General features: G+C 68.0%; 18 protein-coding genes. 13 read left to right on the top strand and 5 right to left on the bottom strand.

The features are described from left to right. The first annotated feature begins 15 nt into the window (after nucleotides 1-15). From BM193_RS15450 to BM193_RS15430, 5 genes are all read left to right on the top strand, one after another. Nucleotides 16-783 carry a DeoR family transcriptional regulator gene (locus BM193_RS15450; RefSeq protein ID WP_070223655.1) on the top strand — a complete coding sequence of 256 codons (768 nt, stop codon included), beginning with the start codon at nucleotides 16-18 and terminating at the stop codon, nucleotides 781-783. A gap of 3 nt (nucleotides 784-786) precedes the next feature. Then, nucleotides 787-1881, top strand: coding sequence for an N-acetylglucosamine-6-phosphate deacetylase (locus BM193_RS15445; protein ID WP_092797360.1), 1095 nt, complete (start codon nucleotides 787-789; stop codon nucleotides 1879-1881). A gap of 38 nt (nucleotides 1882-1919) precedes the next feature. Continuing rightward, complete coding sequence (locus tag BM193_RS15440) at nucleotides 1920-3713, top strand: MFS transporter (protein WP_092797359.1); 1794 nt, start codon at nucleotides 1920-1922, stop codon at nucleotides 3711-3713. 213 nt (nucleotides 3714-3926) lie between these two features. Beyond that, nucleotides 3927-5324, top strand: a complete 1398-nt coding sequence (locus BM193_RS15435) for a branched-chain amino acid transporter BcaP (protein WP_092797358.1) — start codon at nucleotides 3927-3929, stop codon at nucleotides 5322-5324. Between the two features lie 74 nt (nucleotides 5325-5398). Continuing rightward, a complete protein-coding gene (locus tag BM193_RS15430) occupies nucleotides 5399-6685 on the top strand; it encodes a DUF445 domain-containing protein (protein ID WP_092797357.1) in 1287 nt (428 codons plus the stop codon). A gap of 10 nt (nucleotides 6686-6695) precedes the next feature. On the opposite strand, the gene BM193_RS15425 is transcribed toward BM193_RS15430, so the two are convergent. Further along, nucleotides 6696-6941 (bottom strand): hypothetical protein, encoded by a 246-nt coding sequence (locus BM193_RS15425; RefSeq protein ID WP_139176092.1) that lies wholly within the window; start codon nucleotides 6939-6941, stop codon nucleotides 6696-6698. 352 nt (nucleotides 6942-7293) lie between these two features. Here BM193_RS15425 and BM193_RS15415 point away from each other — a divergent pair, with 352 nt between their 5' ends. The 7 genes from BM193_RS15415 (at nucleotide 7294) to BM193_RS15385 (ending at nucleotide 17312) form a co-directional block, all read left to right on the top strand. After that, entirely contained in the window at nucleotides 7294-8196 is a 903-nt protein-coding gene (locus tag BM193_RS15415; protein ID WP_092797354.1) for a GGDEF domain-containing protein, read from the top strand. A gap of 47 nt (nucleotides 8197-8243) precedes the next feature. Further along, nucleotides 8244-8747 carry a chemotaxis protein CheW gene (locus tag BM193_RS15410; protein WP_092797353.1) on the top strand — a complete coding sequence of 168 codons (504 nt, stop codon included), beginning with the start codon at nucleotides 8244-8246 and terminating at the stop codon, nucleotides 8745-8747. Between the two features lie 50 nt (nucleotides 8748-8797). Beyond that, nucleotides 8798-9859: an HD domain-containing phosphohydrolase gene (locus BM193_RS15405; protein ID WP_092797352.1), complete on the top strand. Its 1062-nt coding sequence runs from the start codon at nucleotides 8798-8800 to the stop codon at nucleotides 9857-9859. A gap of 14 nt (nucleotides 9860-9873) precedes the next feature. Beyond that, nucleotides 9874-11019 carry an FIST signal transduction protein gene (locus BM193_RS15400; protein ID WP_092797351.1) on the top strand — a complete coding sequence of 382 codons (1146 nt, stop codon included), beginning with the start codon at nucleotides 9874-9876 and terminating at the stop codon, nucleotides 11017-11019. Next, entirely contained in the window at nucleotides 11016-14543 is a 3528-nt protein-coding gene (locus BM193_RS15395) for a PAS domain-containing hybrid sensor histidine kinase/response regulator (RefSeq protein ID WP_092797350.1), read from the top strand. Before BM193_RS15400 ends, BM193_RS15395 begins: the two co-directional genes overlap by 4 nt. A gap of 146 nt (nucleotides 14544-14689) precedes the next feature. Beyond that, entirely contained in the window at nucleotides 14690-16423 is a 1734-nt protein-coding gene (locus BM193_RS15390) for a PHA/PHB synthase family protein (protein ID WP_092798015.1), read from the top strand. A gap of 34 nt (nucleotides 16424-16457) precedes the next feature. Beyond that, nucleotides 16458-17312: a universal stress protein gene (locus BM193_RS15385; protein ID WP_092797349.1), complete on the top strand. Its 855-nt coding sequence runs from the start codon at nucleotides 16458-16460 to the stop codon at nucleotides 17310-17312. Here BM193_RS15385 and BM193_RS15380 read toward each other — a convergent pair. From BM193_RS15380 to BM193_RS15370, 3 genes are read right to left on the bottom strand one after another with little or no spacing between them, the layout of a single operon-like run. Next, nucleotides 17309-18307, bottom strand: a complete 999-nt coding sequence (locus BM193_RS15380) for a threo-3-hydroxy-L-aspartate ammonia-lyase (protein WP_092797348.1) — start codon at nucleotides 18305-18307, stop codon at nucleotides 17309-17311. The two genes, BM193_RS15385 and BM193_RS15380, sit on opposite strands and share 4 nt — an antisense overlap. Nucleotides 18308-18339: 32 nt before the next feature. After that, nucleotides 18340-19332 carry an ornithine cyclodeaminase family protein gene (locus BM193_RS15375; RefSeq protein ID WP_092797347.1) on the bottom strand — a complete coding sequence of 331 codons (993 nt, stop codon included), beginning with the start codon at nucleotides 19330-19332 and terminating at the stop codon, nucleotides 18340-18342. A gap of 4 nt (nucleotides 19333-19336) precedes the next feature. After that, nucleotides 19337-19990, bottom strand: a complete 654-nt coding sequence (locus tag BM193_RS15370) for a helix-turn-helix transcriptional regulator (RefSeq protein WP_092797346.1) — start codon at nucleotides 19988-19990, stop codon at nucleotides 19337-19339. Between the two features lie 142 nt (nucleotides 19991-20132). On the opposite strand from BM193_RS15370, the gene BM193_RS15365 reads away from it, so the two are divergent. Then, nucleotides 20133-21224 (top strand): alpha/beta hydrolase, encoded by a 1092-nt coding sequence (locus BM193_RS15365; RefSeq protein WP_175533302.1) that lies wholly within the window; start codon nucleotides 20133-20135, stop codon nucleotides 21222-21224. A gap of 289 nt (nucleotides 21225-21513) precedes the next feature. Here BM193_RS15365 and BM193_RS15360 read toward each other — a convergent pair whose 3' ends face one another. Then, entirely contained in the window at nucleotides 21514-22500 is a 987-nt protein-coding gene (locus BM193_RS15360) for a magnesium and cobalt transport protein CorA (protein WP_092798014.1), read from the bottom strand. Nucleotides 22501-22502 lie beyond the last annotated feature (2 nt).

The raw sequence follows: 22502 nt of genomic DNA, 5'->3' as shown, positions 1-22502 counted from the left end.
ACTGAGCCCGCCACCATGCGAAATACCAGCCAACGCCGTGAATCCATCCTCCAAATGCTTGCCCAGCAGGGCTCGGTGCAAGTGACCGATCTGGTGGAAAAGCTCGGCGTGTCCGCTGTCACCATCCGCAGCGACCTGAATGCGCTGGAAGCGCAAGGCATGGCCACGCGCAGCCACGGCGGCGCCACGCTGACGCGCACGCCGCCGCCCGAGCACACGATACGCCAGAAGGATGCCATCAACCACGAGCAGAAGGAGCGCATCGGCGCGTATGCGGCGCGGCTGGTGGAACCGGGCGACAACATCATCATCGACTCGGGCACCACCACCATCTCGCTGGCGCGCCATTTGCGCGACGCCACCGGCGTGACGGTGGCCACGAATGGCCTGAACATCGCGTGGGAGCTGGCCGACGCGCCCGGCGTGGACCTGATCCTCACGGGCGGCCTGCTGCGCAAGCAGTCGCTGTCGATCCAGGGCAGCCAGGCCGAGACCTGTCTGCAAGCCTACAGCTTCGACAAGCTGTTCCTGGGCGTGGACGGCTTCGACCTGCAGTTTGGCGTCACCACCCACCACGAAGCGGAAGCAAGCCTGAACCACAAGATGGTGGAACGGGCGAAGAAAATCATCGTCCTCACGGACGCCTCCAAGTTCGGCCGCGTCAGCCTGCACCGCATCGTGCAGCTGGACCGCGTCGATACCGTCATCACCGATGCCAGCATCAGCCAGGAATACCGCGAAGGGCTGCACAAGCTGGGCATCGAACTTTTTATAGCGGAATAACACATGCTGAGCGGCAGAATCCTTACCCCATCTGGCTGGATCACGGGCACCATCACTTTTGACCAGCGTATCGTCCAGATACAGGAAGACCCTGCCGCCGACAGCGCGCTGACCATTTTGCCCGGTTTTATCGACCTGCACGTGCATGGCGCGGCCGGCGTCGACATCATGGAAGGCGGCAACGCCGGCGCCAGCGTGGCGCAAGTGCACGCGCGCCACGGCACCACGGCCCTGCTGGGCACCACCCTGACGGCCAAGGAGCCGTCCATCGTGCGCGCCCTGCAAGGGCTGGCCGGCGTCATCGCCGAGCGTCCCGCCAATGGCGCGCGCATGCTGGGCGTGCACCTGGAAGGCCCGTTCCTGAATCTGCACCGCCTCGGCGCGCAGCCGCCCGACGTGGTGCAGGCCAGCCTGGCGCTGGTGCAGCGCTTCCACGCCATCGCCCCCATCAAGGTGCTGACCATGGCGCCGGAAATCCCCGGCCACCTGGAACTGATCCCGCAACTGGCGGCGATGGGCATCCGCGTGCAGATCGGCCACAGCGCCGGCACGTATGACGAAGGCGTGGCCGCGCTCAAGGCCGGCGTTTCCGGCTTCACCCACCTGTACAACGGCATGACGGGCATGACGCACTACGACCCGGGCATGGTGGGCGCGGCGCTGGCGCATGCCGAATACGCGGAAATCATCCCCGACCTGCAGCACGTGGCCAAGGGCGCCCTGCGCGCGGCCCTGCGCGCCATCCCGCGCCTGTACGGCGTGACGGACGCCACCTCGGCCACCGGCATGCCCGATGGCGAATACGGCCTGGGCACGCAGCGCGTCTACAAATGCCTGGGCTGCGTGCGCCTGGCCACGGGCTCCCTGGCCGGCAGCGTGCTGACCATGGACCAGGCCCTGCGCAATTTCGTCGAGCTGGGCCTGGACCTGGCCGACGCCTCGCACCGTTTGTCGCTGTACCCCGCCGATTACCTGGGCGAATCCGAACGGGGCCGCCTGGCGCCCGGCGCCTGGGCCGATATCGTCGTCCTCGACGCCCATTTGCAGCCAGTGTCCGTCTTCGTCGAAGGCGCGGCCATCGATCTTTCCACCCGCTAGACCCCTACCACCCACCTCAACCCCGTCCCGGAGTTTTCATGCACGACACGTCACACAAGGCCCCCGTGTGGGCCATGCGCTACCTGCTATTTATTGCCGGCATGGGGGGATTGCTGTACGGCATAGACATCGGCATCATCGCCGGTGCCCTGCCCTACCTGGAATCGACGGCCTCGCTGGCCTGGAAACTGACGGCCCAGCAGCTGAGCTTTATCGTCGCCGCCGTGCTGCTCGGCTCCGTCCTGTCGTCGCTGTTCGCCGGCGCCCTGGCCGACTTGCTGGGGCGGCGCTGGGTGATGTTCCTGGCCGGCGCCCTGTTCAGCGCCAGCATCCCGCTGATCGCCCTGGCCGACGGCTACACGCCGCTGCTGCTGGGCCGTCTGCTGCAAGGCATCAGCGGCGGCTTGATCGGCGTCGTCGTGCCCCTGTACCTGGCCGAATGCCTGCCCGCGCAACAGCGTGGCCGCGGCGCCGCGCTGTTCCAGCTGCTGCTGACCATCGGGCTGGTGGCGGCCGCCCTGATCGGCCTGCTGCAGGCGCAGACGGTGGAAACGGCCACGCAGGCGGCACAGGCCTTGCCGGAAGCGGGCCGCATCGCCGCCATTTTTACCGCCAAGGACCACGCCTGGCGCAGCATCTTCTGGGTCTGCCTGACGCCGGGCCTGGTGTTTACCATCGGCGCCCTGCTGCTGGCCGAATCGCCGCGCTGGCTGGCCCGCCGTGGCCGCGTCGAGCAGGCGCGCCAGTCGCTGCTGCGCACGCGCTTGCCCGCCGCCGCCGACCTGGAACTGCGCGACATGCTCGACACGCCGGAGAACGCGGCCAAGGCCGGCGGCCATGCCAGGGCGAAGGACCCGCTGCTGAGCCGCCGCTACGTGCTGCCGTTCCTGCTGGCTTGCCTGATCCTCGCCTGCACGCAGGCGACGGGCATCAATTCCATCCTCGCCTATGTCGTCAATATCCTCAACCAGGCCGGCCTGTCCGGCGCCTCGGCCAACATGGCCGACGTCTTGCTGAAAGTGCTCAATGCCGTGATGACGGTGGTGGCCGTGCTGCTGGTGGACCGCAAGGGCCGCAAATTCCTGCTGATGCTGGGCACGGGCGGCATCGTCGTCTCGCTGCTGGCGGCCGGTCTGCTGTTCCGCGGCGCCGAGGCGCACCTGGCCGACGTGCGCCCCGCCATCACCGCCCAGGTGCACAACGACGGCCTGACGGTGCACCTGGACGGGGCCACGCTGGCGGCGCTGGGCGCGGCCGCCGACGGCACGCCGCAGCAGCTGACCATCGCCTACGCCTACGGGCCGTTCACCAACGTGAAAAGCGTGCGCAGCGACGATCCCGTGCTGCGCCAGGTGACGATCGCCCGCGAGGACGCCGTGCAGGCCGACAGCGTGATCGGCGTGTTCTTCCGCAAGCTGCACCTGAACCCGTTCGCCGACCCGGCCGCCGGGCGCGAGGCGCCGCTGCGCATCGAAAAGGCCAGCCTCGGTCCCGTGCCCTCGTCCACGCACGGCTGGCTGGTGGCGATCGCCATCTGCGTGTTTGTTTCCAGCTTTGCCGTGGGACCGGGCGTGTGCGTGTGGCTGGCCCTGTCCGAGCTGATGCCCACGCGCATCCGCTCGAACGGCATGAGCATCGCCCTGCTGGTCAACCAGTTCGTCTCGACCGTGATCGCCGCCATCTTCCTGCCGACCGTGGGCTTGCACGGCTACTCGACCCTGTTCTTCTTCGGCGCCGGCTGCACCGTGCTGTATTTCCTGGCGGCCGCGTTTTTGCTGCCGGAGACCAAGGGCAAGACGCTGGAAGAGATCGAGGCGCACTTTTCCAGGTAAGCCCGAGTAACCAACTGTAGCAGTCTCCTTTCCAGCCCCGGCGCAGCCTCCCGGGGCTGTTTTTTTGCCGGCCTGGCAAGGCCGCGGCGCTGGCGCGCACGGCACCGTACGTTTTTCCTTCTGGAATCATGGGCGCCTGGGCTAGAATCTGCCTGCGTCGTGCCACTCACGAGGCGGCAATGGCGCCATGACAAAAAACCACCAGGAGACACAGTGAGCTTATTTAGAACCAAGAATTTGGATGATATGATTGCCCACAGCAAGAAGCCGGGAGGACTGGCCAAGGTGCTGGGGCCGTTTGACCTGGTACTGATGGGCATCGGCGCCATCGTCGGCACCGGTATTTTCGTGCTCACCGGCACGGGTGCGCTGACGGCCGGCCCCGCCCTGTCGCTGTCGTTTGTCGTCGCCGCCGTCGCCTGCTGCTTCGCCGCCCTGTGCTACGCGGAATTCGCCTCCACCGTGCCCGTGGCCGGCTCCATCTACACCTACAGCTATGCGACCTTGGGCGAGCTGGCCGCCTGGATGATCGGCTGGGACTTGCTGCTCGAATATGGCCTGGCCGCGGCCGCCGTCTCCGTCGGCTGGTCCGGCTACTTCCAGTCGCTGCTGTCGGGCTTTGGCATCGCGCTGCCCGTGGCCCTGACGGCCGCGCCCGGCGCGCTGCCCGGCGTGACCACCTTCATCAACCTGCCGGCCCTCGTCATCATGCTGGCCTTGACGGCCATGCTGGGCTGGGGCGTGCGCGAATCGGCGCGCCTGAACAACATCATGGTGGCCATCAAGGTGGGCGTGGTGCTGCTGTTCATCCTCTTCGGCGCGCGCCACGTGCAGCCGGCCAACTGGCAGCCCTACATGCCGTTCGGCTACCACGGCATGCTGAGCGCCGCCGCCCTCGTCTTCTTCGCCTTCATCGGCTTCGACGCCGTCACCTCGGCCGCCGAGGAAGTCAAGAAGCCGTCGCGCGACCTGCCGATCGGCATCATTGGTTCCCTGGCCGTGTGCGCCGTGCTGTACGTGGTGGTGTCGGCCATCATGACGGGCATCGTGCCGTACCAGAAATTCCTCGGCGTCGACCATCCCGTTTCGCTGGCCCTGCAATACGCGGGCGAAAACTGGATCGCCGGCTTCGTCGACCTGGGCGCCATCCTCGGCATGACCACCGTGATCCTGGTGATGGCCTTCGGCCAGACGCGCATCATCTTCGCCATGTCGCGCGACGGCCTGCTGCCCAAGCGCCTGTCGACCGTGCACCCGCGCTTCCACACGCCGTTCTTCGCCACCTGGCTGGTGGGCATCGTCTTCGGCCTGATCGCCGCCACGATCCCGCTCAACATCCTCGCCGAGCTGATCAACATTGGCACCCTGGCCGCCTTCACCATGGTCTCCGTCGCCGTGGTGGTGCTGCGCAAGCGCCGTCCCGACCTGCCGCGCGCCTTCCGCTGCCCTGGCGTGCCGTACGTGCCGGCGCTGGCCGTCATCCTCTGCGTGGGCCTGATGACCTTCCTCAGCTGGATCACCTGGGTGGCGTTTTCCATCTGGCTGGTGATCGGCCTGGCCATCTACTTCGGCTACGCGCGCCGCCGTTCGCTGCTGCACCCGCCACAGTAATTCCCCACGCCGGCGACACGTTTCGCCGCCGGCGCCGTAAGATGGCGGTCTCGCAACCCTGCAGGCCGCCATCCATGCAACGCTCCCCCGACCTCATCAAACAGCTGGACCACAGCACGGACCAGCTCAAGCGCGCGCGCCTGCGCGGCATGCAGTGGCTGGCCGCCGGCTTGCTGCTGCTGGCCGCGCTGGTGTTTGCCGTGGCCCGCTCGCAGCGGGGCGGCCACCCCGCCTGGGGCTATGTGGAGGCATTCGCCGAAGCATCGATGGTGGGCGCGATCGCCGACTGGTTCGCCGTCGTCGCCCTGTTTCGCCACCCGCTGGGCATCCCCCTGTGGCATACGGCCATCATCCCGAACAGCAAGGCCGACATCGGCCGCAGCCTGGGCGCCTTCGTGGAAAACCATTTCATCACCGAGCAAGGCATCGCCGAGCGCATCGAGCAAGCCGATCCCGCCGCGCGCCTGGGGGCCTGGCTGATGCACGAGGCCCACGCGCGGCAGCTGGGCATGGCCGGCGCCGGCGTGGCGAAACAGCTGCTGGCGATGGCCGACCACGACACGCTGGGCCGCCTGCTGCGCCAGCAGGCCAGCGGCTACCTGGCGCAATTGAACCTGTCGGACGTGGCGGCCGACTGCATCGATGCGCTGATCGCCGACGGCAAGCCGCAGCAGCTGCTGGACTTCATGCTCGACCGCAGCGCCGCCTACCTGGACGACGAACGCCACCACGCGGCCATCGGCGACTTCGTGCTGGGCGCCTTCCAGATCGAGAACGCGCTGGTGAAAAAGGCCGTGAAGGCGTATGAGCCGCGCATGATCGCCTCGCTGCAAAAATTCGCCCTCGCCGTGCGCCTCGATCCGCAACACCCGCTGCGCCAGCGCATCGCCGGCTGGATCGCCGACAGCGCCCTGCACCTGAAGGCCGATCCGCAGTGGCAGGACACGGTGCGCCGCCACCAGCTGCAGCTGGTCGCCAGCGACACGGTGCAAGCCATGCTGGGCGAGCTGTGGGACACCATCCGCGCGCGCGTGCTGACCGACCTGCACGCCGACCAGCCGGCACTGGCGCAAGCGATCGCCAGCCTGGCGCGCAACACGGGCCAGGTGCTGGGCGCGGACCAGGCGGCGCGGGCATGGCTGAACGGCGCCATCGTCGCCGGCAGCGGCGCGCTGGTGCGCCGCTACCGGGGCGAGGTGGGCGCCTTCATCGCCAGCCGCCTGGACTTGTGGAGCAAGGAAGAAATGAGCGAGCGCATCGAACTGGCCATCGGCCGCGACCTGCAATTCATCCGCATCAACGGCACCATCGTGGGCGGCCTGGCCGGCGTGCTGATTTACGCCGCCAGCCAGGCGTTTTAAGCGCCCGGCATCAGCCGCGCAGCTTGCCCGTTGCGGCCACGCACGACACCACGCCGCATGCGGTGCTGAACAGGGCCGGCACGCCGGCGCGCCCCGTGGCGATGCAGACCTCGGCCGGCACCACGGCAAACAACAGCAGCACGTAGCCGATCGCCTTCAGGCGCGCCACGGATGCACGGCGCACGCCCGTGCCCGGCCGGTGCGGGTGGCCCTGGCCCGCCTCTACGCTGCTGCTTGCCGACATTCTCGTATGCATGTCCGTCTCCTGTAGCGACCGTGACTGGTGCGTCTTCAGCGCATTTTGCTACATAAATTTACCAAATACAATAAATAAACACATAAAAATGATTTTTTGCGCCCAGGTGGCAAGCCGCGCCATGAAAAAACGCGCCCCGCCACAGGGCCGACGCGGCGACGGCAAGGCCGCAGCACCGCTCGCGCGCGACCCTGTCGCTCAAAAAATCAACACAAATCATGAAAATCATAATATTCGTTGAAATCATTTTTATTTGGTGTATGATGAGCTCAAAGGAGAACGCCAGGCGATGCGGCAAAGCTGATTGCCTCGACTGCCCGGCAGCTCCACCTTCTTTGCAGGGGAGACGAATATGAACCAAATCCTGGCCTTGCGCCTGCTGGACGCCGCCGATGATGCCGCCGTCATCATCGATGCGGGCTCGCGCATCCGCTATGCGAACGACGCCATGTATGCGCTGAGCGGCTATGCCCCGGGCAGCCTGCCGGGCCAGCAGATCGAGGCGCTGCTGCCCGACGCCGTGCGCGAGCAGCATGGCGCGCAGATCGGCGCGTACCTGGCCCACCACAAGAAATCCAGGGTGCTGGGCCACAAGCGCCATTTCGCCATCCGCCACCGCGATGGCACGATGCTGCCCATCATGCTCAAGGCCATGGACCTGGGCAGGCTGGACGACGAGAACTACCTGGGGGCCTTTTTCATCGACCAGCGCCACGAACGCGCCATGGAACAGCAGAATGCGGCCCGCTGGCAGCAGCTGCAGCGCATCGCCCTGAGCGATCCGCTGACCCATCTGCCCAACCGCCGCGCCTTCGAGATCGAAGCCGTGCGCTCGTCGGCGCGGGCCAGGCGCGCCGGCAGCCCGCTGGCCATCGGCATCGCCGACATCGATTTCTTCAAGCACGTCAACGACCAGCATGGCCATGCCGCCGGCGACGCCGTCCTGCAGGCCATCGCCGCCGTGTTCCAGTTCCAGGCGCGGGCCTCGGATGTCATCGCCCGCGTGGGCGGCGAGGAATTCGGCTTCCTGTTCCCGCACACGGACATGGCCATGGCATGCCAGGTGGCCGAGCGCATCCGCCGCGCCGTGGCCGAGACGCATTTCGACTTCGGCAAGCTGCACATTCCGGTAACGATCAGCATCGGCCTGGCACCGCTGCCCGACAACGGCGACTGGAAGGCAGGCTACATGCGGGCCGACGCCGCGCTCTACCAGGCCAAGCACCATGGCCGCAACCGCACCGAGCAAGCCTGAGCGGCGCAGCCGCACCCACCACCGCATCACCTGACAGGAGCAAGCACATGGAAACGTCCACGACACATGCCGCACCCACCAGCCAGCTGGCACAGGCGGGAGCACGCGAATTGCTGGTCTTTGGCCTGGGCCGGGAAGAGTACGCGATCGATATCGGCCTGGTGCAGGAAATCCGCGGCTACGGCGCCGTGACCCGCATCGCCAACGCCCCCGCCTTCCTCAAGGGCTTCATTCACCTGCGCGGCAGCATCGTGCCGCTGGCCGACCTACGCATTGCCCTGGGCCAGGCCGAGCCCGCGTATGACGCCTCGACGGTGGTCATCATCCTGATCTTCGCGCAGGGGGCCACCGGCATCGTGGTCGACCGCGTGGCCGACGTGGTGCCGCTGGCGCCGGCGCAGCTCAAGGCGCCGCCGCGGCTGGACGGCTCGGCCATGGCCGGCCACGTGACGGCCATCGGCACGCTGGACGAACGCATGCTGATCGTGCTCGACATGGCCAGCCTGCTGGCGGGCATGGGCATGCACGCCGGCGGCAAGCTGGCAGCCTGAGTCCGCCACCCGCCCCCCCCTACCGGAAATGCGCCCCGCGCGGAGACACCATGAGCATCCTGATCGTCGATGATAACGACACCAACCTGAGCCTGCTATCGACGCTGGCGCGCAAGGCCAGCAACATCGAGCCGGTCTGCATGAGCGACCCCGTCGACGCCCTGCACTGGTGCGTATCGCACGTGCCGGACCTGGTCTTGCTCGACTACCGCATGCCCAATCTGTCCGGCAACGAGTTTCTGCGCATTTTCCGCAAGATGGACGGCATGGCCGACACCCCCATCATCATGGTCACCACCGAAAATGACCGCGCCGTGCGCAACGAAGCCTTTTCGCTGGGCGTGACGGAATTTCTGACCAAACCCATCGACACCATCGAATTCAGTTTGCGGGTACGCAACCTGCTGGCCTTGCGCACGGCGCAAACCATGCTGGCCGACCATGCCAAGCTGCTCGAACACGAGGTGCGCCGCGCCATCGCCAACGTCACGGCACGTGAAATGGAACTGGTCACGCGCCTGGCCAGGGCGGCCGAATTCCGCGACCCGGAAACGGGCGGCCACATCATGCGCATGGCCCGCTACTCGGCGCTCATCGCCAGGGACCTGGGCACGGACACGCAATGGCAGGAGCTGCTGCTCCACGCGGCGCCCATGCACGACGTGGGCAAGCTGGCCACGCCCGACCACATCCTGCTCAAGCCGGGACGGCTGGACCCCGAGGAGATGGCCATCATGCGCCAGCACGCGGCCATCGGCGGCCAGATCCTGGCCGGCAGCGATTCGCCGCTGATCCGCCTGGCCGAGGAAATCGCCTGCGGCCACCACGAGAAATACGACGGCAGCGGCTATCCGCGGGGCCTGGCGGGCGAACAGATACCGCTGTCGGCGCGCATCGTGGCCGTGGCCGACGTCTTCGACGCGCTCAGCTCGGAACGCCCGTACAAGCCGGCCTGGCCCTTGGAGCAGGCGCGCCAGTTCCTGCAGCAAAACAGGGGCAGCCATTTTTGCCCGCTGTGCATCGACGCCTTCCTCGGCGCCTGGGACGAGGTGGTGGCCATCCGCGACAGCCTGCCGGACCCCGCCCCCCATCCCCACGTCCACCCACTCTAAGCGAGGAACCTGCCATGCGCGTGCAACAACTGATCCTGAAAAACCATGCCGACTTCGATGCCGCCCTGGCGCCGCTGGCGGATCTGCGGCCGCAGCTGGTGCTGGTCTTCGGCGCCTGCGCCTACTTTGCCGCGCCCGGCCTGAGCGCGGCGCTGCGCCGCCAGTTGCCGGGGGCCGTCATCGCCGGCTGCTCCACGGCCGGCGAAATCGCCGGCAAGCGCGTCTACGACGACAGCTGCGTCATCACCGCCATCCGCTTTGCCCACACCGAGGTGGCCATCGCCGACGCCATCATCTGCGACATGGCGGACTCGCGCGACACGGGCGAGCGCCTGGCGCAGGCGCTGCCGCAGGATGGCCTGGCGGCCGTCTTCATGCTGGGCACGGGCGTGGCCATCAACGGCAGCGCGCTCATCGCCGGCCTGCAGGCGAACCTGCCGCCGGGCGTGACGGTCTCCGGCGGGCTGGCGGCCGACGGCGGCGCCTTCCGCCAGACATGGACCCTGGGTCCGCGCGGCGCGGCCGACAATACCGTCGTCGCCGTCGGCCTGTACGGCGAACGCATCCGACTCGGCTACGGCAGCCATGCGGGCTGGGAAGCGTTCGGCCCCGCGCGCAAGGTGACGCGTTGCGTCGGCAACGTGCTGTACGGCCTGGACGGCGCGCGGGCGCTGGACATCTACAAGCTGTACCTGGGCGACCATGCGCGCGACCTGCCCGGTTCGGGGCTGCTGTTTCCGTTTGAAATGCTGTCGGCCGCGCATGAGAAAAGCAATGTCTTCCGCACCATCCTCGCCGTCGACGAGGAACAGGGTTCGCTGACCCTGGCCGGCGACATCCTCGCCGACGGCTACCTGAAATTGATGCATTCGAGCACCAATAAACTGATCGACGGGGCTGAAACGGCGGCGCGCGGCGTGCAGCGCCACGCCGATGCGCAGGGTGACGCGCTGGCCCTGCTCGTCAGCTGCGTGGGGCGCAAGCTGGTCATGGGCGACCGGGTCGACGAAGAAGTCGAAGCCGTGGCCGACCTGCTGGGCGGCGGGGCGACCTGCATCGCCGGTTTCTACTCGAATGGCGAAATCGGCATCGCCCAGCCGCACGGCGCCTGCCAGCTGCACAACCAGACGATGACCGTGACCGTGCTGAGCGAAACATGAACCGCACCCTGGCACGCCAATTGACCCGCGTCTGCAACATCGATTCGGAAGGCGCCCGCGCCGCCCTGCTGCAGCAGGCGCAGGCGCTGTGCGGGCAGGCGGACACGCCCGCCGAACTGGCGGGCTTCCTGGCCGGCCTGCCGGCCCTGCTGCTGCGCATCGACAGCGCCTATGACCAGTCCGAGCGGGACCTGGACCTGCGCTCGCGCAGCCTGGAGCTCAGCTCCACCGAACTGAGCATGACCAATGACCTGCTGCGCGCGGAACTTGCCAGCCGCAACCGCGTGATCCAGTCGCTGCGCGTGGCAGCCGTGCGCCTGCTCGACAACGACGACTCCGGCCTGCATCTGCCGCAGGACGGCGATATCGAGGGCCTGTCGGTGCTGCTGGCCGAGCTGGTGGCGCAGCAGGAGCTGCGCCGCATCGAACTGCTGAACCAGCGCTTTGCGATGGACCAGCACGCCATTGTCAGCATCACCGACACGGCCGGCGTCATCATCTACGTCAACGACAAGTTCTGCGCCATCAGCGGCTATGCGCGCGAGGAGCTGATCGGCAAGACCCACCGCCTGATCAATTCGCACGCGCACCCGGACGCCTTCTTCGCGCAGATGTGGCAAACCATCACCACGGGCCAGGTGTGGCACGGCGAAATCTGCAATCACGCCAAGGACGGCCAGCAATACTGGGTCGACGCCACCATCGTGCCCTTCCTCGATGCGGCCGGCAAGCCGTATCAATACATCGCCATCCGCACGGAAATCAGCGAAAGCAAGCGCATGGCCGAAACCATCGCGAAGAGCGAGCGCGAATACCGCAACGTCGTCAACAGCCTCAATGAAGTGGTGTTCCGCACGGACCTGAGCGGCGCCTGGACCTTCCTCAACCCCGCCTGGGATGCCATCACCGGGTTTTCCATCGCCGACAGCCTGGGCCGGAACGTGCTGCAATTCATCGATGCGCGCGACCGCGACCGCGCCGCCGCCGGCCTGGCGCAGCTGCAGTCGGGCCAGGTGGACAGCATGCGCCATGAAGCGCGCTACCTCACGCGCGATGGCAGCGTGCGCTGGATCGACGTGTGCGCGCGCGCCGAGCACGACGGCCTGGGGCGGCTGGCCGGCATCACCGGCAGCCTGACCGACATCACGGAGCGGCGCCTGGCGGCGCGCGAGCTGCAGCACAACCTCAATTTCGTCGACGCGCTGATCGAGACCATCCCCATCCCCCTGTACCTGAAGGACGTGCAGGGCCGCTACCTGCGCGCCAACCGGGCCTTCTGCGCCTTCTTCGGCCTGGCCCAATCGGACCTGCTGGGCCTGACGGCGGCCGACATCCTGCCGCCGCAGCAAGCGCAGCTGGTGGCGCAGCAGGATGCGCGCCTGCTGCAGGACCGGGGCAACCAGACGTATGAGGAACGGCTGAGCGTCGGCGCGCGGCAGGTCGATGTGCTGTTCAGCAAGGCCGCCCTGCTGAAATCGGATGGCAGCCTGAGCGGGCTGGTGGGCACCCTGGTCGATATCTCCAGCCAGAAGGCGGCCGAACGCGCCCTGCTGCAGGCCAAGGAAGTGGCCGAATCGGCCAGCCGCTCGAAGAGCGAATTCCTGGCCAACATGAGCCACGAGATCCGCACGCCGATGAACGGCATCCTCGGCATGACGGACCTGGTGCTCGATTCCGAGCTCGACGTGCACCAGCGCAAATACCTGGAAATCGTCAAGGCCTCGGCCGACGCCCTGCTGTGCATCATCAACGACATCCTCGACTTCTCGAAGATCGAGGCCGGCATGCTGACCCTGGAAAGCATTCCCTTCAACCTGCGCCAGCTGATGCAGGAAACCACGCGCGCGCATGCCATGCGGGCCCAGTCCAGCGGCCTGGAACTGGTGCTCGATCTCGACCCCGCGCTGCCGCAGACCATGCTGGGCGATCCCGGCCGCCTGCGCCAGGTGCTGACCAACCTGACAGGCAACGCCATCAAGTTCACGCCCCGTGGCGAGGTGATCGTCAGCGCCCGGCTGCTGGCCAGCGGCGACGGCATGGCGCGCTTGCGGCTGGAGGTGCGCGACACCGGCATCGGCATCGCCGCCGACATGCAGGAGGCCGTCTTCGACGCCTTCCAGCAGGAAGACGGCTCGACCACGCGGCGCTTCGGCGGCACGGGACTGGGCCTGTCGATCACGCGCCGCCTGGTAACGATGATGCAAGGCAGCATCGGCCTGACGAGCGAGCTGGGCAAGGGAAGCAGCTTCAGCGTGGAGCTGGCCCTGCCCATCAGCGAGAACCGCCTGCCCCTGCCGCCGCCCGGCAGCTCGCTGGCCGGGCGCGCCATCCTGCTGGTCGACGACAATACCAGCAGCCTGACCATCCTGCGCAAGATCTTCGAGCACGGCGGGGCCACGGTCACCGCCTGCGAATCGGGCGAGGCGGCGCTCGAGGCCTGCAGCACGGCACGGCCGGCGGACTGCATCATCATGGACTTTGCCATGCCAGGCATGAATGGCTTCGAGACGGCGGCGGCGCTGGCCGCCCTGCGCCACTGGAGCCAGGTGCCCATCGTCATGCTGTCGTCGAGCGGCAGCCTGGGCGACGCGGCGCGCTGCCGCGAACTGGGCATCGACGGCTACCTGCTCAAGCCGGCCAGCCCGGAAGAGCTGCTGAGCGTCACCCTGAGCGTGCTGGGCACCTGCCGCGGCCTGCCCAGCGCCGCCCCCGTGGTGACGCGCCACGCCGTGCGGGAAAGCACGCCCAGCCTGGAGATCCTGCTGGTCGAGGACAATGCCATGAACCGGGAACTGGCCACCGTGCTGCTCACCAATGCGGGCCACCGGGTCACGCACGCGGAGCATGGCCGCGAAGCGCTCGCGCGCCATGCCGCCGGCCACTTCGACCTGATCCTGATGGACCTGCAGATGCCGGAAATGGGCGGTTTCGAGGCGACGGCGCAGATCCGCCAGCGCGAGGCGCATGGCATGCCGCGCAGCGTCATCATCGCCATGACGGCCAGCGCCTTCGAGGGCGACCGCGACCGCTGCATCGCCGGCGGCATGGACGATTACCTGTCCAAGCCGTTCCGCACGGCCGCCTTCCAGAGCCTGATCCAGCAGCACGTGTTGCAAATAGAGAAACATGCGCCGGACCCCGCCGCGCCTCCGGCCGGGGCGCCGGCGGCCATGCAGGTCCAGGCCGGCTTCGACTACGGCGCGGCCCTGGCCGGCGCCGACCCCGACGTCGTCGCCATCATCGGCGCGGCATTCCTGGCCGGCTTGCCGGCCCAGCTGGACGCCATGCGCGCCGCCCTGCAGGCCGACGACCGGCCCGCCGTGAGCCGGCAGGCGCATGCCTTGGCCGGTTTGCTGGGCAACTTTCACGCGGTCCCCGCCGTCGCCATCGCCGCGGCCATCGAGCGCGAAGCGCCGGCGGCGGCGGCATCGGCGCTGGGGGCACGGCTCGCGGCGCTGGAGGCCCAGCTGAGCCTCTTCGCGCGGCAGGCGGGCGCGGCTCTCCACGCATCCGGCCAAACTTGATGTAGATCATAATTTTTTGAACAAGCTCTTGCTATCCTGTAAAAAAATGACAGGAGTGCCGGATGAGCAGAACGCAGCAGGTGGCAAGCGAGAAAACAGCGGCGCCCGCCGCGGAGCATGAGCGCCAGGGCAGCGCCTGGCAAGGCATGCCGCCGCCCGATTACCCGGAAAGCGCGCCGGACGGCGCCACGCTGGACTTGCTGCTGAACGCCTGGCTGGGCAAATTCACGGGCGGCATTTCCCCCGCGGCGCTGGGCAATGCGTATGCCGACTGGCTCAGCCACCTGGCGCTGGCGCCATCCAAACAGCAAACGCTGCTGCAGGAAGCGTGGAAGAAGATCGCGCGCTGGCAGCAATACGCCGTGCAATCGGCGCTGACCGGCGGCGCCGGCGAACCGCCCTGCATCGCCCCGCTGCCGCAGGACCGGCGCTTCGACGATCCGGCCTGGCGGCGCTGGCCCTACAACCTCGTCTACCAGGGCTTCCTGCTGCAGCAGCAGTGGTGGCACCGCGCCACCACGGGCGTGCGCGGCGTCTCGCCCCATCACGAGGATGTCGTCACGTTTACCGTGCGCCAGTGGCTCGACATGCTGGCGCCGTCGAACTTCCTGCTGACCAATCCCGTGGTGCAGCAGGCCACCGTGGAAAGCGGCGGCGCCAATCTGGCGCGCGGCATGGCGCACCTGGCCGACGACTGGCAGCGCGCCGCCATGGGCGCGCATGCGCCCGACCAGCGTCCTTACAAGGCAGGTGAAAACGTGGCCGTCACGCCGGGCAAGGTGGTCTACCGCAATGACTTGATCGAGTTGATCCAGTACGCGCCGGCGACCAGCACCGTGCATGCCACGCCCGTGCTGTGCGTGCCCGCCTGGATCATGAAGTTTTATATTCTCGACCTGTCGCCGCACAATTCGCTGGTGCGCTACCTGGTGGGCCAGGGGCACACGGTGTTCATGATTTCATGGAAAAACCCGGGCGAGGAAGACCGCGAGCTGTCGCTGGAAGACTACCGCCAGCTGGGCATCATGGGTGCCCTCGACGCGGTGGGCGCCATCACCGGCGCGCCGCAGGTGCACGCCGTCGGCTACTGCCTGGGCGGCACCCTGCTGGCGATCGCCGCGGCCAGCATGGCGCGCGACGGCGATGCGCGCCTGGCCAGCCTCACCCTGCTGGCGTCGCAGGTGGACTTCAAGGAACCGGGCGAACTGTCGCTGTTCATCGACGAAAGCCAGGTCAGCTTTCTCGAAGCGGCCATGTGGAAGCAGGGTTATCTCGACACGAAGCAGATGGCGGGCGCCTTCCAGCTGCTGCGCTCGAACGACCTGGTATGGTCGCGCCGCCTGCGCCACTACCTGCTGGGTGAAGATGAGCAGGACAGCGACCTGATGGCGTGGAACGCGGACGCCACGCGCATGCCCTGCCGCATGCACGCGGAATACCTGCGCCGCCTGTTCCTGCACAACGACCTGGCCGAGGGCCGCTACCGCACGGCGGGCCGCCACATCGCCCTGCCCGACATCAAGGCGCCCATCTTCGCCGTCGGCACCGTGACGGACCACGTGGCGCCATGGCGCTCCGTGTACAAGCTGCAGCTGCTGACGGACACGGATGTCACCTTCCTGCTCACCTCGGGCGGCCACAACGCGGGCGTCGTCTCGCCGCCGGGCCAGCCGCGGCGCAGCTACCAGCTGGCCACGCACCGCCACGACGATGCCTATGTCGATGCGGACAGCTGGCAGCGCGACGTGCCGCGCCACGATGGTTCGTGGTGGCCCGCCTGGCAGGCGTGGCTGGCCGAACGCTCGGGCGCGCAAGTGGCGCCGCCGGCGATGGGCGCCGCGCTGGGCGATGCGCCGGGCAGCTACGTGCTGCAGGCTTGACTCCACCCCTTTCTCCACCTTCCAGGAAAACGCCATGTCCTACACCACCCTGCTGGTCCATGTAGATAATTCCCGCCACTGCGCCCAGCGCGTCCGCCTGGCCGTGCGCCTGGCCCTCGCCGAAGGGGCGCACCTGATCGGCTCGGCCATGAGCGGCATTTCGCGCTACGCCTATGGCGGCGGCGTGAATGCCCTGCAATTCGCGCCCGCGCAAATGCAGGCGCTGCGCGGCCAGGCCAGCGACGCCCTGCACGACTTCGAGCGCATCGCCCGCGAAGAGGGACTGGCCACCTACGAGACGCGCTTCGTCGACGACGATGCGCAAGGCGCGCTGCTGCTGCAGGCGCGCTATTGCGACCTGCTGATCCTGGGCCAGACGGACCCGCAGGACACGCCCTCGCGCGTCATCGCCGGCACGCCCGAATACCTGATGCTGCATTGCGGCCGGCCCGTGCTCATGGTGCCGCATGTACCGCACGCGCTTTCCACGGCGCCAGCGGCCATCGCCCAGCATCCGCTGCTGGCCTGGAACGGCAGCGCCGAAGCGCTGCGCGCCATCACCGACGCGCTGCCGCTGCTGCGGCGCGCGCGGCAAGTCACGCTGGCCGTCGTCAATTCCTACCAGCACAGCGCCACGCACGGCGAGCAGCCCGGTGCCGACCTGGCCCTGTACCTGGCGCGCCACGGCGTCAACGTCGACGTGCTGCAGCACGACACGCCGCCGGGCCAGGACGTGGGCGCGGCCCTGCTGGCCATGGCGGCGCAGCGCCAGTGCGACTTGCTGGTGATGGGCTGCTACGGCCACATGCGCCTGCGCGAAACCTTGCTGGGCGGCGTCACGCGCACCGTGCTGCAGGAAATGACCTTGCCGGTGCTGGTGTCGCACTAGGGATGGTCTGACGGCGCTCGGGCAAACTGGCTGCCCAGCAGCTCGCAAAAGCGCGGCATGTCGACGTTGCCGCCGCTGATCAGGATACCCACGCGCTTGCCGCGCAGCTGCTCCTTCATCTGCAGGGCGGCGGCGAAGCCCAGGCAGCCCGTCGGCTCGATCACCAGCTTCATGCGCGAGGCGGCAAAGCCCATGCGCTCGACCAGCTGCGCATCGCTGACCGTCAGCACGTCGTCGACGTCGCGCCGGATGATGGGGAACGTCAGCTTGCCCAGGTGCTGCGTCTGCGCGCCGTCGGCGATGGTCTTGGGCGTGTCGATGTGCACGATCTGCCCCGAGCGGAACGATTGCTGGCCATCGTTGCCCGCCTCCGGCTCCACGCCATATAGCTTGCAGGCGGGCGACAGCGCGCGCGTGGCCAGGGCCGAACCGGCCAGCAGGCCGCCGCCGCCCAGGCAGACAAAGAAGGCATCCAGCGGCCCGGTTTCCTCGAACAGCTCCTTGGCGGCCGTGCCCTGGCCGGCGATCACGTGCGCATGGTCGTACGGCGGAATCAGGGTCATGCCATGCTGCTCGGCCAGATCGCGGCCGATCTGCTCGCGGTCCTGCGTGTAGCGGTCATACAGCACCACATTGCCGCCATAGCCGCGCGTGGCGGCGATTTTCGCGGCCGGCGCATCGTGCGGCATGATGATGGTGGCGGGGATGTCCAGCAGCTGGGCCGACAGGGCGATGGCCTGCGCGTGGTTGCCCGACGAGAAAGCCACCACGCCGGCGCGGCGCTGCCGCGCGTCGAACTGCGACAGCGCGTTGTAGGCGCCGCGGAACTTGAAGGCGCCCATGCGCTGCAGGTTCTCGCACTTGAAGAAGACCTCGGCGCCAAATTCCGCGTCGACGGTGCGCGAGGTGATGACGGGCGTCTTGTGGGCGTGGCCCGCGATGCGCCCGGCGGCGGCCACCACGTCGGCATACGTGGGAAGAGACAGGTTCTGCATGCTGTGTGCCTTTCAAAAAGTGAAGAATGGCCCTACCACGGCCAGGAAATGTCGGTGCCGCTGCCGGCCGCCAGCGCCTGGCGGTGGATCAGGCGCGCCACCGTCAGGTCTTGCAGGGCCAGGCCAGTCAGGTCCAGCACGGTGATGTCGCCGGCCTGCCGCGCCAAGGTGGCGCGGCCGTCGAGCAAGTCGCCCAGGGTCTGGCACGCGACATCGGGCGCCCATTGCGCCTCGCCGATGCCGCGCGCCTGCGCCACGTCGTCGACCACCAGGCGCGCCATCGCCAGCAGGCCTGCGGGCAGTTCGCGCTTGCCGCGCGTGTCGGTGCCGATGGCGCTGATGTGGGTGCCCGGACGCACGGCGCCGGCGCTGAACAGGGGACCGCGTCCCGGCGTGGCCGTGATCACCACGTCGCTGGCGGCGACGGCCGCATCAGCGTCCGGCGCGTGGGCGATGGCGATGCGCCCGGAGAAAACGGCCTCGAAGGCGGCATGCGCCTGGCCATTCGCACTGACATAGCGCAGCTGGCGCAGATGCGGCAAAACGCGCAGCGCATACTCGGCCTGCACCCTCGCCTGCACGCCGGTGCCGAACACGCACAGGGTGGCGCTGTCGGGCCGCGCCAGCTGTTGCAGGCCCAGGGCGCCGGCCGCGCCCGTGCGCGCCGTGGTGATCGCATTGCCGTCGATGATGCACGCGGGCCGTCCCGTGGCCGGATCGAGCAGCATGATGGTGGCCTGGTGCGGCTCGCCGCCCACGGCGCGGTTGGCGGGCCAGAAGCCGGCCGCCTTGAAGCCCAGCAGGTTCTCGCCCGGCACATCGCCCGCCTTGATGCCGAACACGCCGCCCGTCGCCAGCGCTTCGCGGATGACGGGAAACACGCGCCCCTGCTCGCGACTGTGCAGCACGAACGCCTCGCGCACGGCGGCCAGCACGTCGTCGGCCTGCAGGTGGAGGGCGACGGCGGCCGCGTTGAGCAGCAGCAGGCGCGCCGCCGACGGATGGGGATCAGGCGAAGGGTGCATGTGCTTACTTGGCATACGTGTAGACGGCGGCGCGCGACACGCCCAGGTGTTCGGCGATGACTTCCATGGCGCGGCGCACGTCGAGCATGCCGGCCGCGCGCAATTCCTGCAGCAGCGCGCGGCGCGCCGCGGTTTTCAGGGTGCGCGGCGAGGCGGCCAGGCGCGCCGCGAACTGGTCGATGCGGGCGCGGATGGCGTCGGCGCCGGCCGGGTCCAGCGATTCGCGCGGCGCGGCGCCCGCGTCGACGGCCACGAACTGGTTCATCGCGCTTTGAAAACTCTGGAACAGGGTCAGGTCCACGTTCAGGCACAGGGCGGCGATATACCTGCCGTCGCCATCCTTGATGCCGATCGAGGTGCTCTTGGCCTGGCGGCCATCGGCAAATTTGTTGGGGTAGTTGGCCACCACCTGGGCAAAGCCCGGATCGAGGATGCGCGCCAGGCCCAGTTCCGTCGCCGGCTGGCCCACGGCGCGCCCCGACAGGTTGTTGTGGATGGCCAGCACCGCGTGTTCGGGCGCCAGCAAGTCGTGCAGCACCACTTCGCAAAATGGCGCGAAGGTGCGCGCCAGGCCGTCGGCCACCTGCTTGAGCTGTTCCAGCAGCAGGACTTGTTCGGCGTTGCGCGCGGTGGCGGCAGGGGCGGCGTGTTTTTTCATGCAGACAGATTATCCATCTTTGGATATCTTGTCAAAGTCTTTTCTTCAGGCGATCTTCACGCGCCGCTCAGCCGCGCTTCATGCGCGCCGCCGATACTCGCCTTGTCACCCCCCTTGTCACCCCCTCCACGAGGAACGCGCCATGCACCAGTCCGACGAGAACACACCGCATTTCCACACCCGCAGGCAGGTGCTGCTAGGTTTCAGGTCCCTGGCTATCAGCTCCCTGGGCATCACGGCCATGGCCGCCCTTTCCGCCTGTGGCGGCGGCCCGCACAGGGCCAGCGTGACGGACCGGCAGATCGGCGCCGCCCCCGGCGTCAGCCTGCACGTGCGCGACTGGCCATGCGCGCGGGGCGACGGCGATGACGTGATCGTCCTGCTGGCCGGCCTGGGCGCCAACGCGCATGCCTTCGACAGCCTGGCGCCCGCCCTGGCGCGCCGCCACCGCGTGCTGGCCATCACGCGGCGCGGCTACGGCGCGTCCGGCAAGCCGCTGCCGACCGGCGCCGCCGGCGATGCCACCTACGCCCCCGCCACCCTGGTGGCGGACCTGCTGGCCGTGCTCGACGCCCTGCACCTCGACCGCGTCATCCTGGCCGGCCACTCGATCGCCGGCAACGAACTGACCCTGTTCGCCGGCAGCCACCCGCAGCGCGTGCGGGGTCTCGTTTACCTGGACACGACGTGGGATTACCTGGCCCTCGGCGGCTATGAGGAAGCCAGGCCGTCGCCGTTCGACGAACCGCCGCCCGGCGCGGCGGACCTGGCGTCGATGGGTGCCTCGATCGCCTATGCCAAACGCCTCGCCAAGCAATGGTGGCCCGCGCTGGAGGCGAACTGGCGCGCCAGCCTGGAGCTGCTGCCCGGCGGCGCCGTGCGGCCGAACACCCCTCCCGCCGTCGCCAGGGCCATGGACATGGCCGCACACAATTTCTCGCCCGACTACCGCCGCGTGCGCGCGCCGGCGCTGGTGATCACGGTCGATCCCGGCACCTTGCGCAACCTGTTTCCATGGCTGCTGCAGGCCGATCGCGCCACCCAGGCCGACGCGCAGGAGCTGCTGGAATTTATCCGCCCGTTTCGCCTGGCCGACGGCGAGCGCCTGGCCGCCGCCCTGCCCGGCAGCAGCCACCTGGTCATCCGCGACGGCTTCCACAGCGATTTCTTCATCGAGTACGAGAGCACCGTGGTGGAGGCCATCGAGGCCATGCGCCGGGATGATCCGCATTGATACCGCCGGCGGCAAAAAAAGCGGGACCAGCAACACGTCCTTATCCATCACATCACGGGCCGCCGGCAGCAGTGCCGTTGCGCCAAAAAAAAGGCTCCTGGAAGCCAGGAGCCTTGTGGCGCCGGATACGCGCTGTCATCCAGGCAGGCGCCTCTGGGGTGGCAGCGCCAGCAGGAAACGGTATCCGCGCCAAGGAGGTCTTGCAGCAGCCTTCGACGCTTCATTTCATCGTAGCAGCTAATTCGGCGGCAAAACTCTCCAATGTTTGCATGCCGGCGCCATGTTCGCGCTACAGCCATCCCTCGCGCTTCAGGCGCCGGTGCAGCCAGTAGCAGCCGGCGATGATGACGACGATCACGGCCGGATAACTGCCGCGCCATTTCAGCTCGGGCATGAATTCGAAGTTCATGCCGTACAGGCTGAAGACCATGGTGGGCACGGCCAGGATGGCGGCCCAGGCGGCCAGGCGCTTGACCACTTCATTCTGGCGGATGGAAATCTGCCCCAGCGCCACCTGCATGGCGGAATTGACCAGCTCGCGCATCTGGTTGGCCGTGTGCGTGACCCGTTTCACGTGGTCGAGGATGTCGCGGTAATAGATGCGGTTTTCCTTGGGCACGATGTCGCCATGGAAACGGATCAGCTGGGTGCAGATTTCATGCAGCGGGTTGACGGCCGCGTCCAGCTTCAAGAGTTCCGTCTTGAGCTGGTAGAAATCCTGCAGCTTGTCCTCGGACAGGCTGGGCTTGAACAGCGCCAGCTCATACTGCTGGAAGCGGGCCTGCAAATGGTCGATGCAGGGCTGGTACTGGTCGACGATGAAGTCGATGATGGAATACAGCACGTAGCCGGGACCGCTGGCCAGCTTCTCCGGCACGCTTTCCTTGCGCTCGCGCAGCTTGGCGTAGCCGGCCGACGGGCCGTGGCGCACGGTGATGATGAAGCGGCAGCCGAGAAAGACGTGGGTTTCGCCATACACGATGGCGTCGCCGTCCAGGCTGGCCGTGTGCATCACCATGAACAGCGTGTCGCCGTATTCTTCCAGCTTGGGCCGCTCGTGCGCCCCTTCCGCATCCTCGACGGCCAGTTCGTGCAAGCCGAACGCCGCCTGCAGCGCCTGCATGGCGGCCGGGTCGGGGCCGGCCAGGCCGATCCACACGAAGCAGGCGGGGTCGTCGAGAAAGTCGCCCACCTTGTCGATATCGAAGTGGGCGATCTTCTTGCCGTCGCGGTAGGCTTCGCAATTGACGACGGCGGCGTGCTGGCTCAAATCCATGT

Origin of the sequence: Janthinobacterium sp. 344, assembly GCF_900112025.1 — a bacterium.
In the GTDB taxonomy this organism is placed as follows: Bacteria; Pseudomonadota; Gammaproteobacteria; order Burkholderiales; family Burkholderiaceae_D; genus Janthinobacterium.
Note: the sequence above shows the minus strand (reverse complement) of the source record. Positions and strands in the feature narration are given on the sequence as shown.

What these genes read in the sequence shown, in the direction of transcription:
- BM193_RS15450 (WP_070223655.1), top strand. Translation starts at nt 16, where the DNA reads ATGCGAAATACCAGCCAACGCCGTGAATCCATCCTCCAAATGCTTGCC.
- BM193_RS15445 (WP_092797360.1), top strand. Translation starts at nt 787, where the DNA reads ATGCTGAGCGGCAGAATCCTTACCCCATCTGGCTGGATCACGGGCACC.
- BM193_RS15440 (WP_092797359.1), top strand. Translation starts at nt 1,920, where the DNA reads ATGCACGACACGTCACACAAGGCCCCCGTGTGGGCCATGCGCTACCTG.
- BM193_RS15430 (WP_092797357.1), top strand. Translation starts at nt 5,399, where the DNA reads ATGCAACGCTCCCCCGACCTCATCAAACAGCTGGACCACAGCACGGAC.
- BM193_RS15425 (WP_139176092.1), bottom strand. Translation starts at nt 6,941, where the DNA reads ATGCATACGAGAATGTCGGCAAGCAGCAGCGTAGAGGCGGGCCAGGGC.
- BM193_RS15415 (WP_092797354.1), top strand. Translation starts at nt 7,294, where the DNA reads ATGAACCAAATCCTGGCCTTGCGCCTGCTGGACGCCGCCGATGATGCC.
- BM193_RS15410 (WP_092797353.1), top strand. Translation starts at nt 8,244, where the DNA reads ATGGAAACGTCCACGACACATGCCGCACCCACCAGCCAGCTGGCACAG.
- BM193_RS15405 (WP_092797352.1), top strand. Translation starts at nt 8,798, where the DNA reads ATGAGCATCCTGATCGTCGATGATAACGACACCAACCTGAGCCTGCTA.
- BM193_RS15400 (WP_092797351.1), top strand. Translation starts at nt 9,874, where the DNA reads ATGCGCGTGCAACAACTGATCCTGAAAAACCATGCCGACTTCGATGCC.
- BM193_RS15395 (WP_092797350.1), top strand. Translation starts at nt 11,016, where the DNA reads ATGAACCGCACCCTGGCACGCCAATTGACCCGCGTCTGCAACATCGAT.
- BM193_RS15390 (WP_092798015.1), top strand. Translation starts at nt 14,690, where the DNA reads ATGCCGCCGCCCGATTACCCGGAAAGCGCGCCGGACGGCGCCACGCTG.
- BM193_RS15385 (WP_092797349.1), top strand. Translation starts at nt 16,458, where the DNA reads ATGTCCTACACCACCCTGCTGGTCCATGTAGATAATTCCCGCCACTGC.
- BM193_RS15380 (WP_092797348.1), bottom strand. Translation starts at nt 18,307, where the DNA reads ATGCAGAACCTGTCTCTTCCCACGTATGCCGACGTGGTGGCCGCCGCC.
- BM193_RS15375 (WP_092797347.1), bottom strand. Translation starts at nt 19,332, where the DNA reads ATGCACCCTTCGCCTGATCCCCATCCGTCGGCGGCGCGCCTGCTGCTG.
- BM193_RS15370 (WP_092797346.1), bottom strand. Translation starts at nt 19,990, where the DNA reads ATGAAAAAACACGCCGCCCCTGCCGCCACCGCGCGCAACGCCGAACAA.
- BM193_RS15365 (WP_175533302.1), top strand. Translation starts at nt 20,133, where the DNA reads ATGCACCAGTCCGACGAGAACACACCGCATTTCCACACCCGCAGGCAG.
- BM193_RS15360 (WP_092798014.1), bottom strand. Translation starts at nt 22,500, where the DNA reads ATGGATTTGAGCCAGCACGCCGCCGTCGTCAATTGCGAAGCCTACCGC.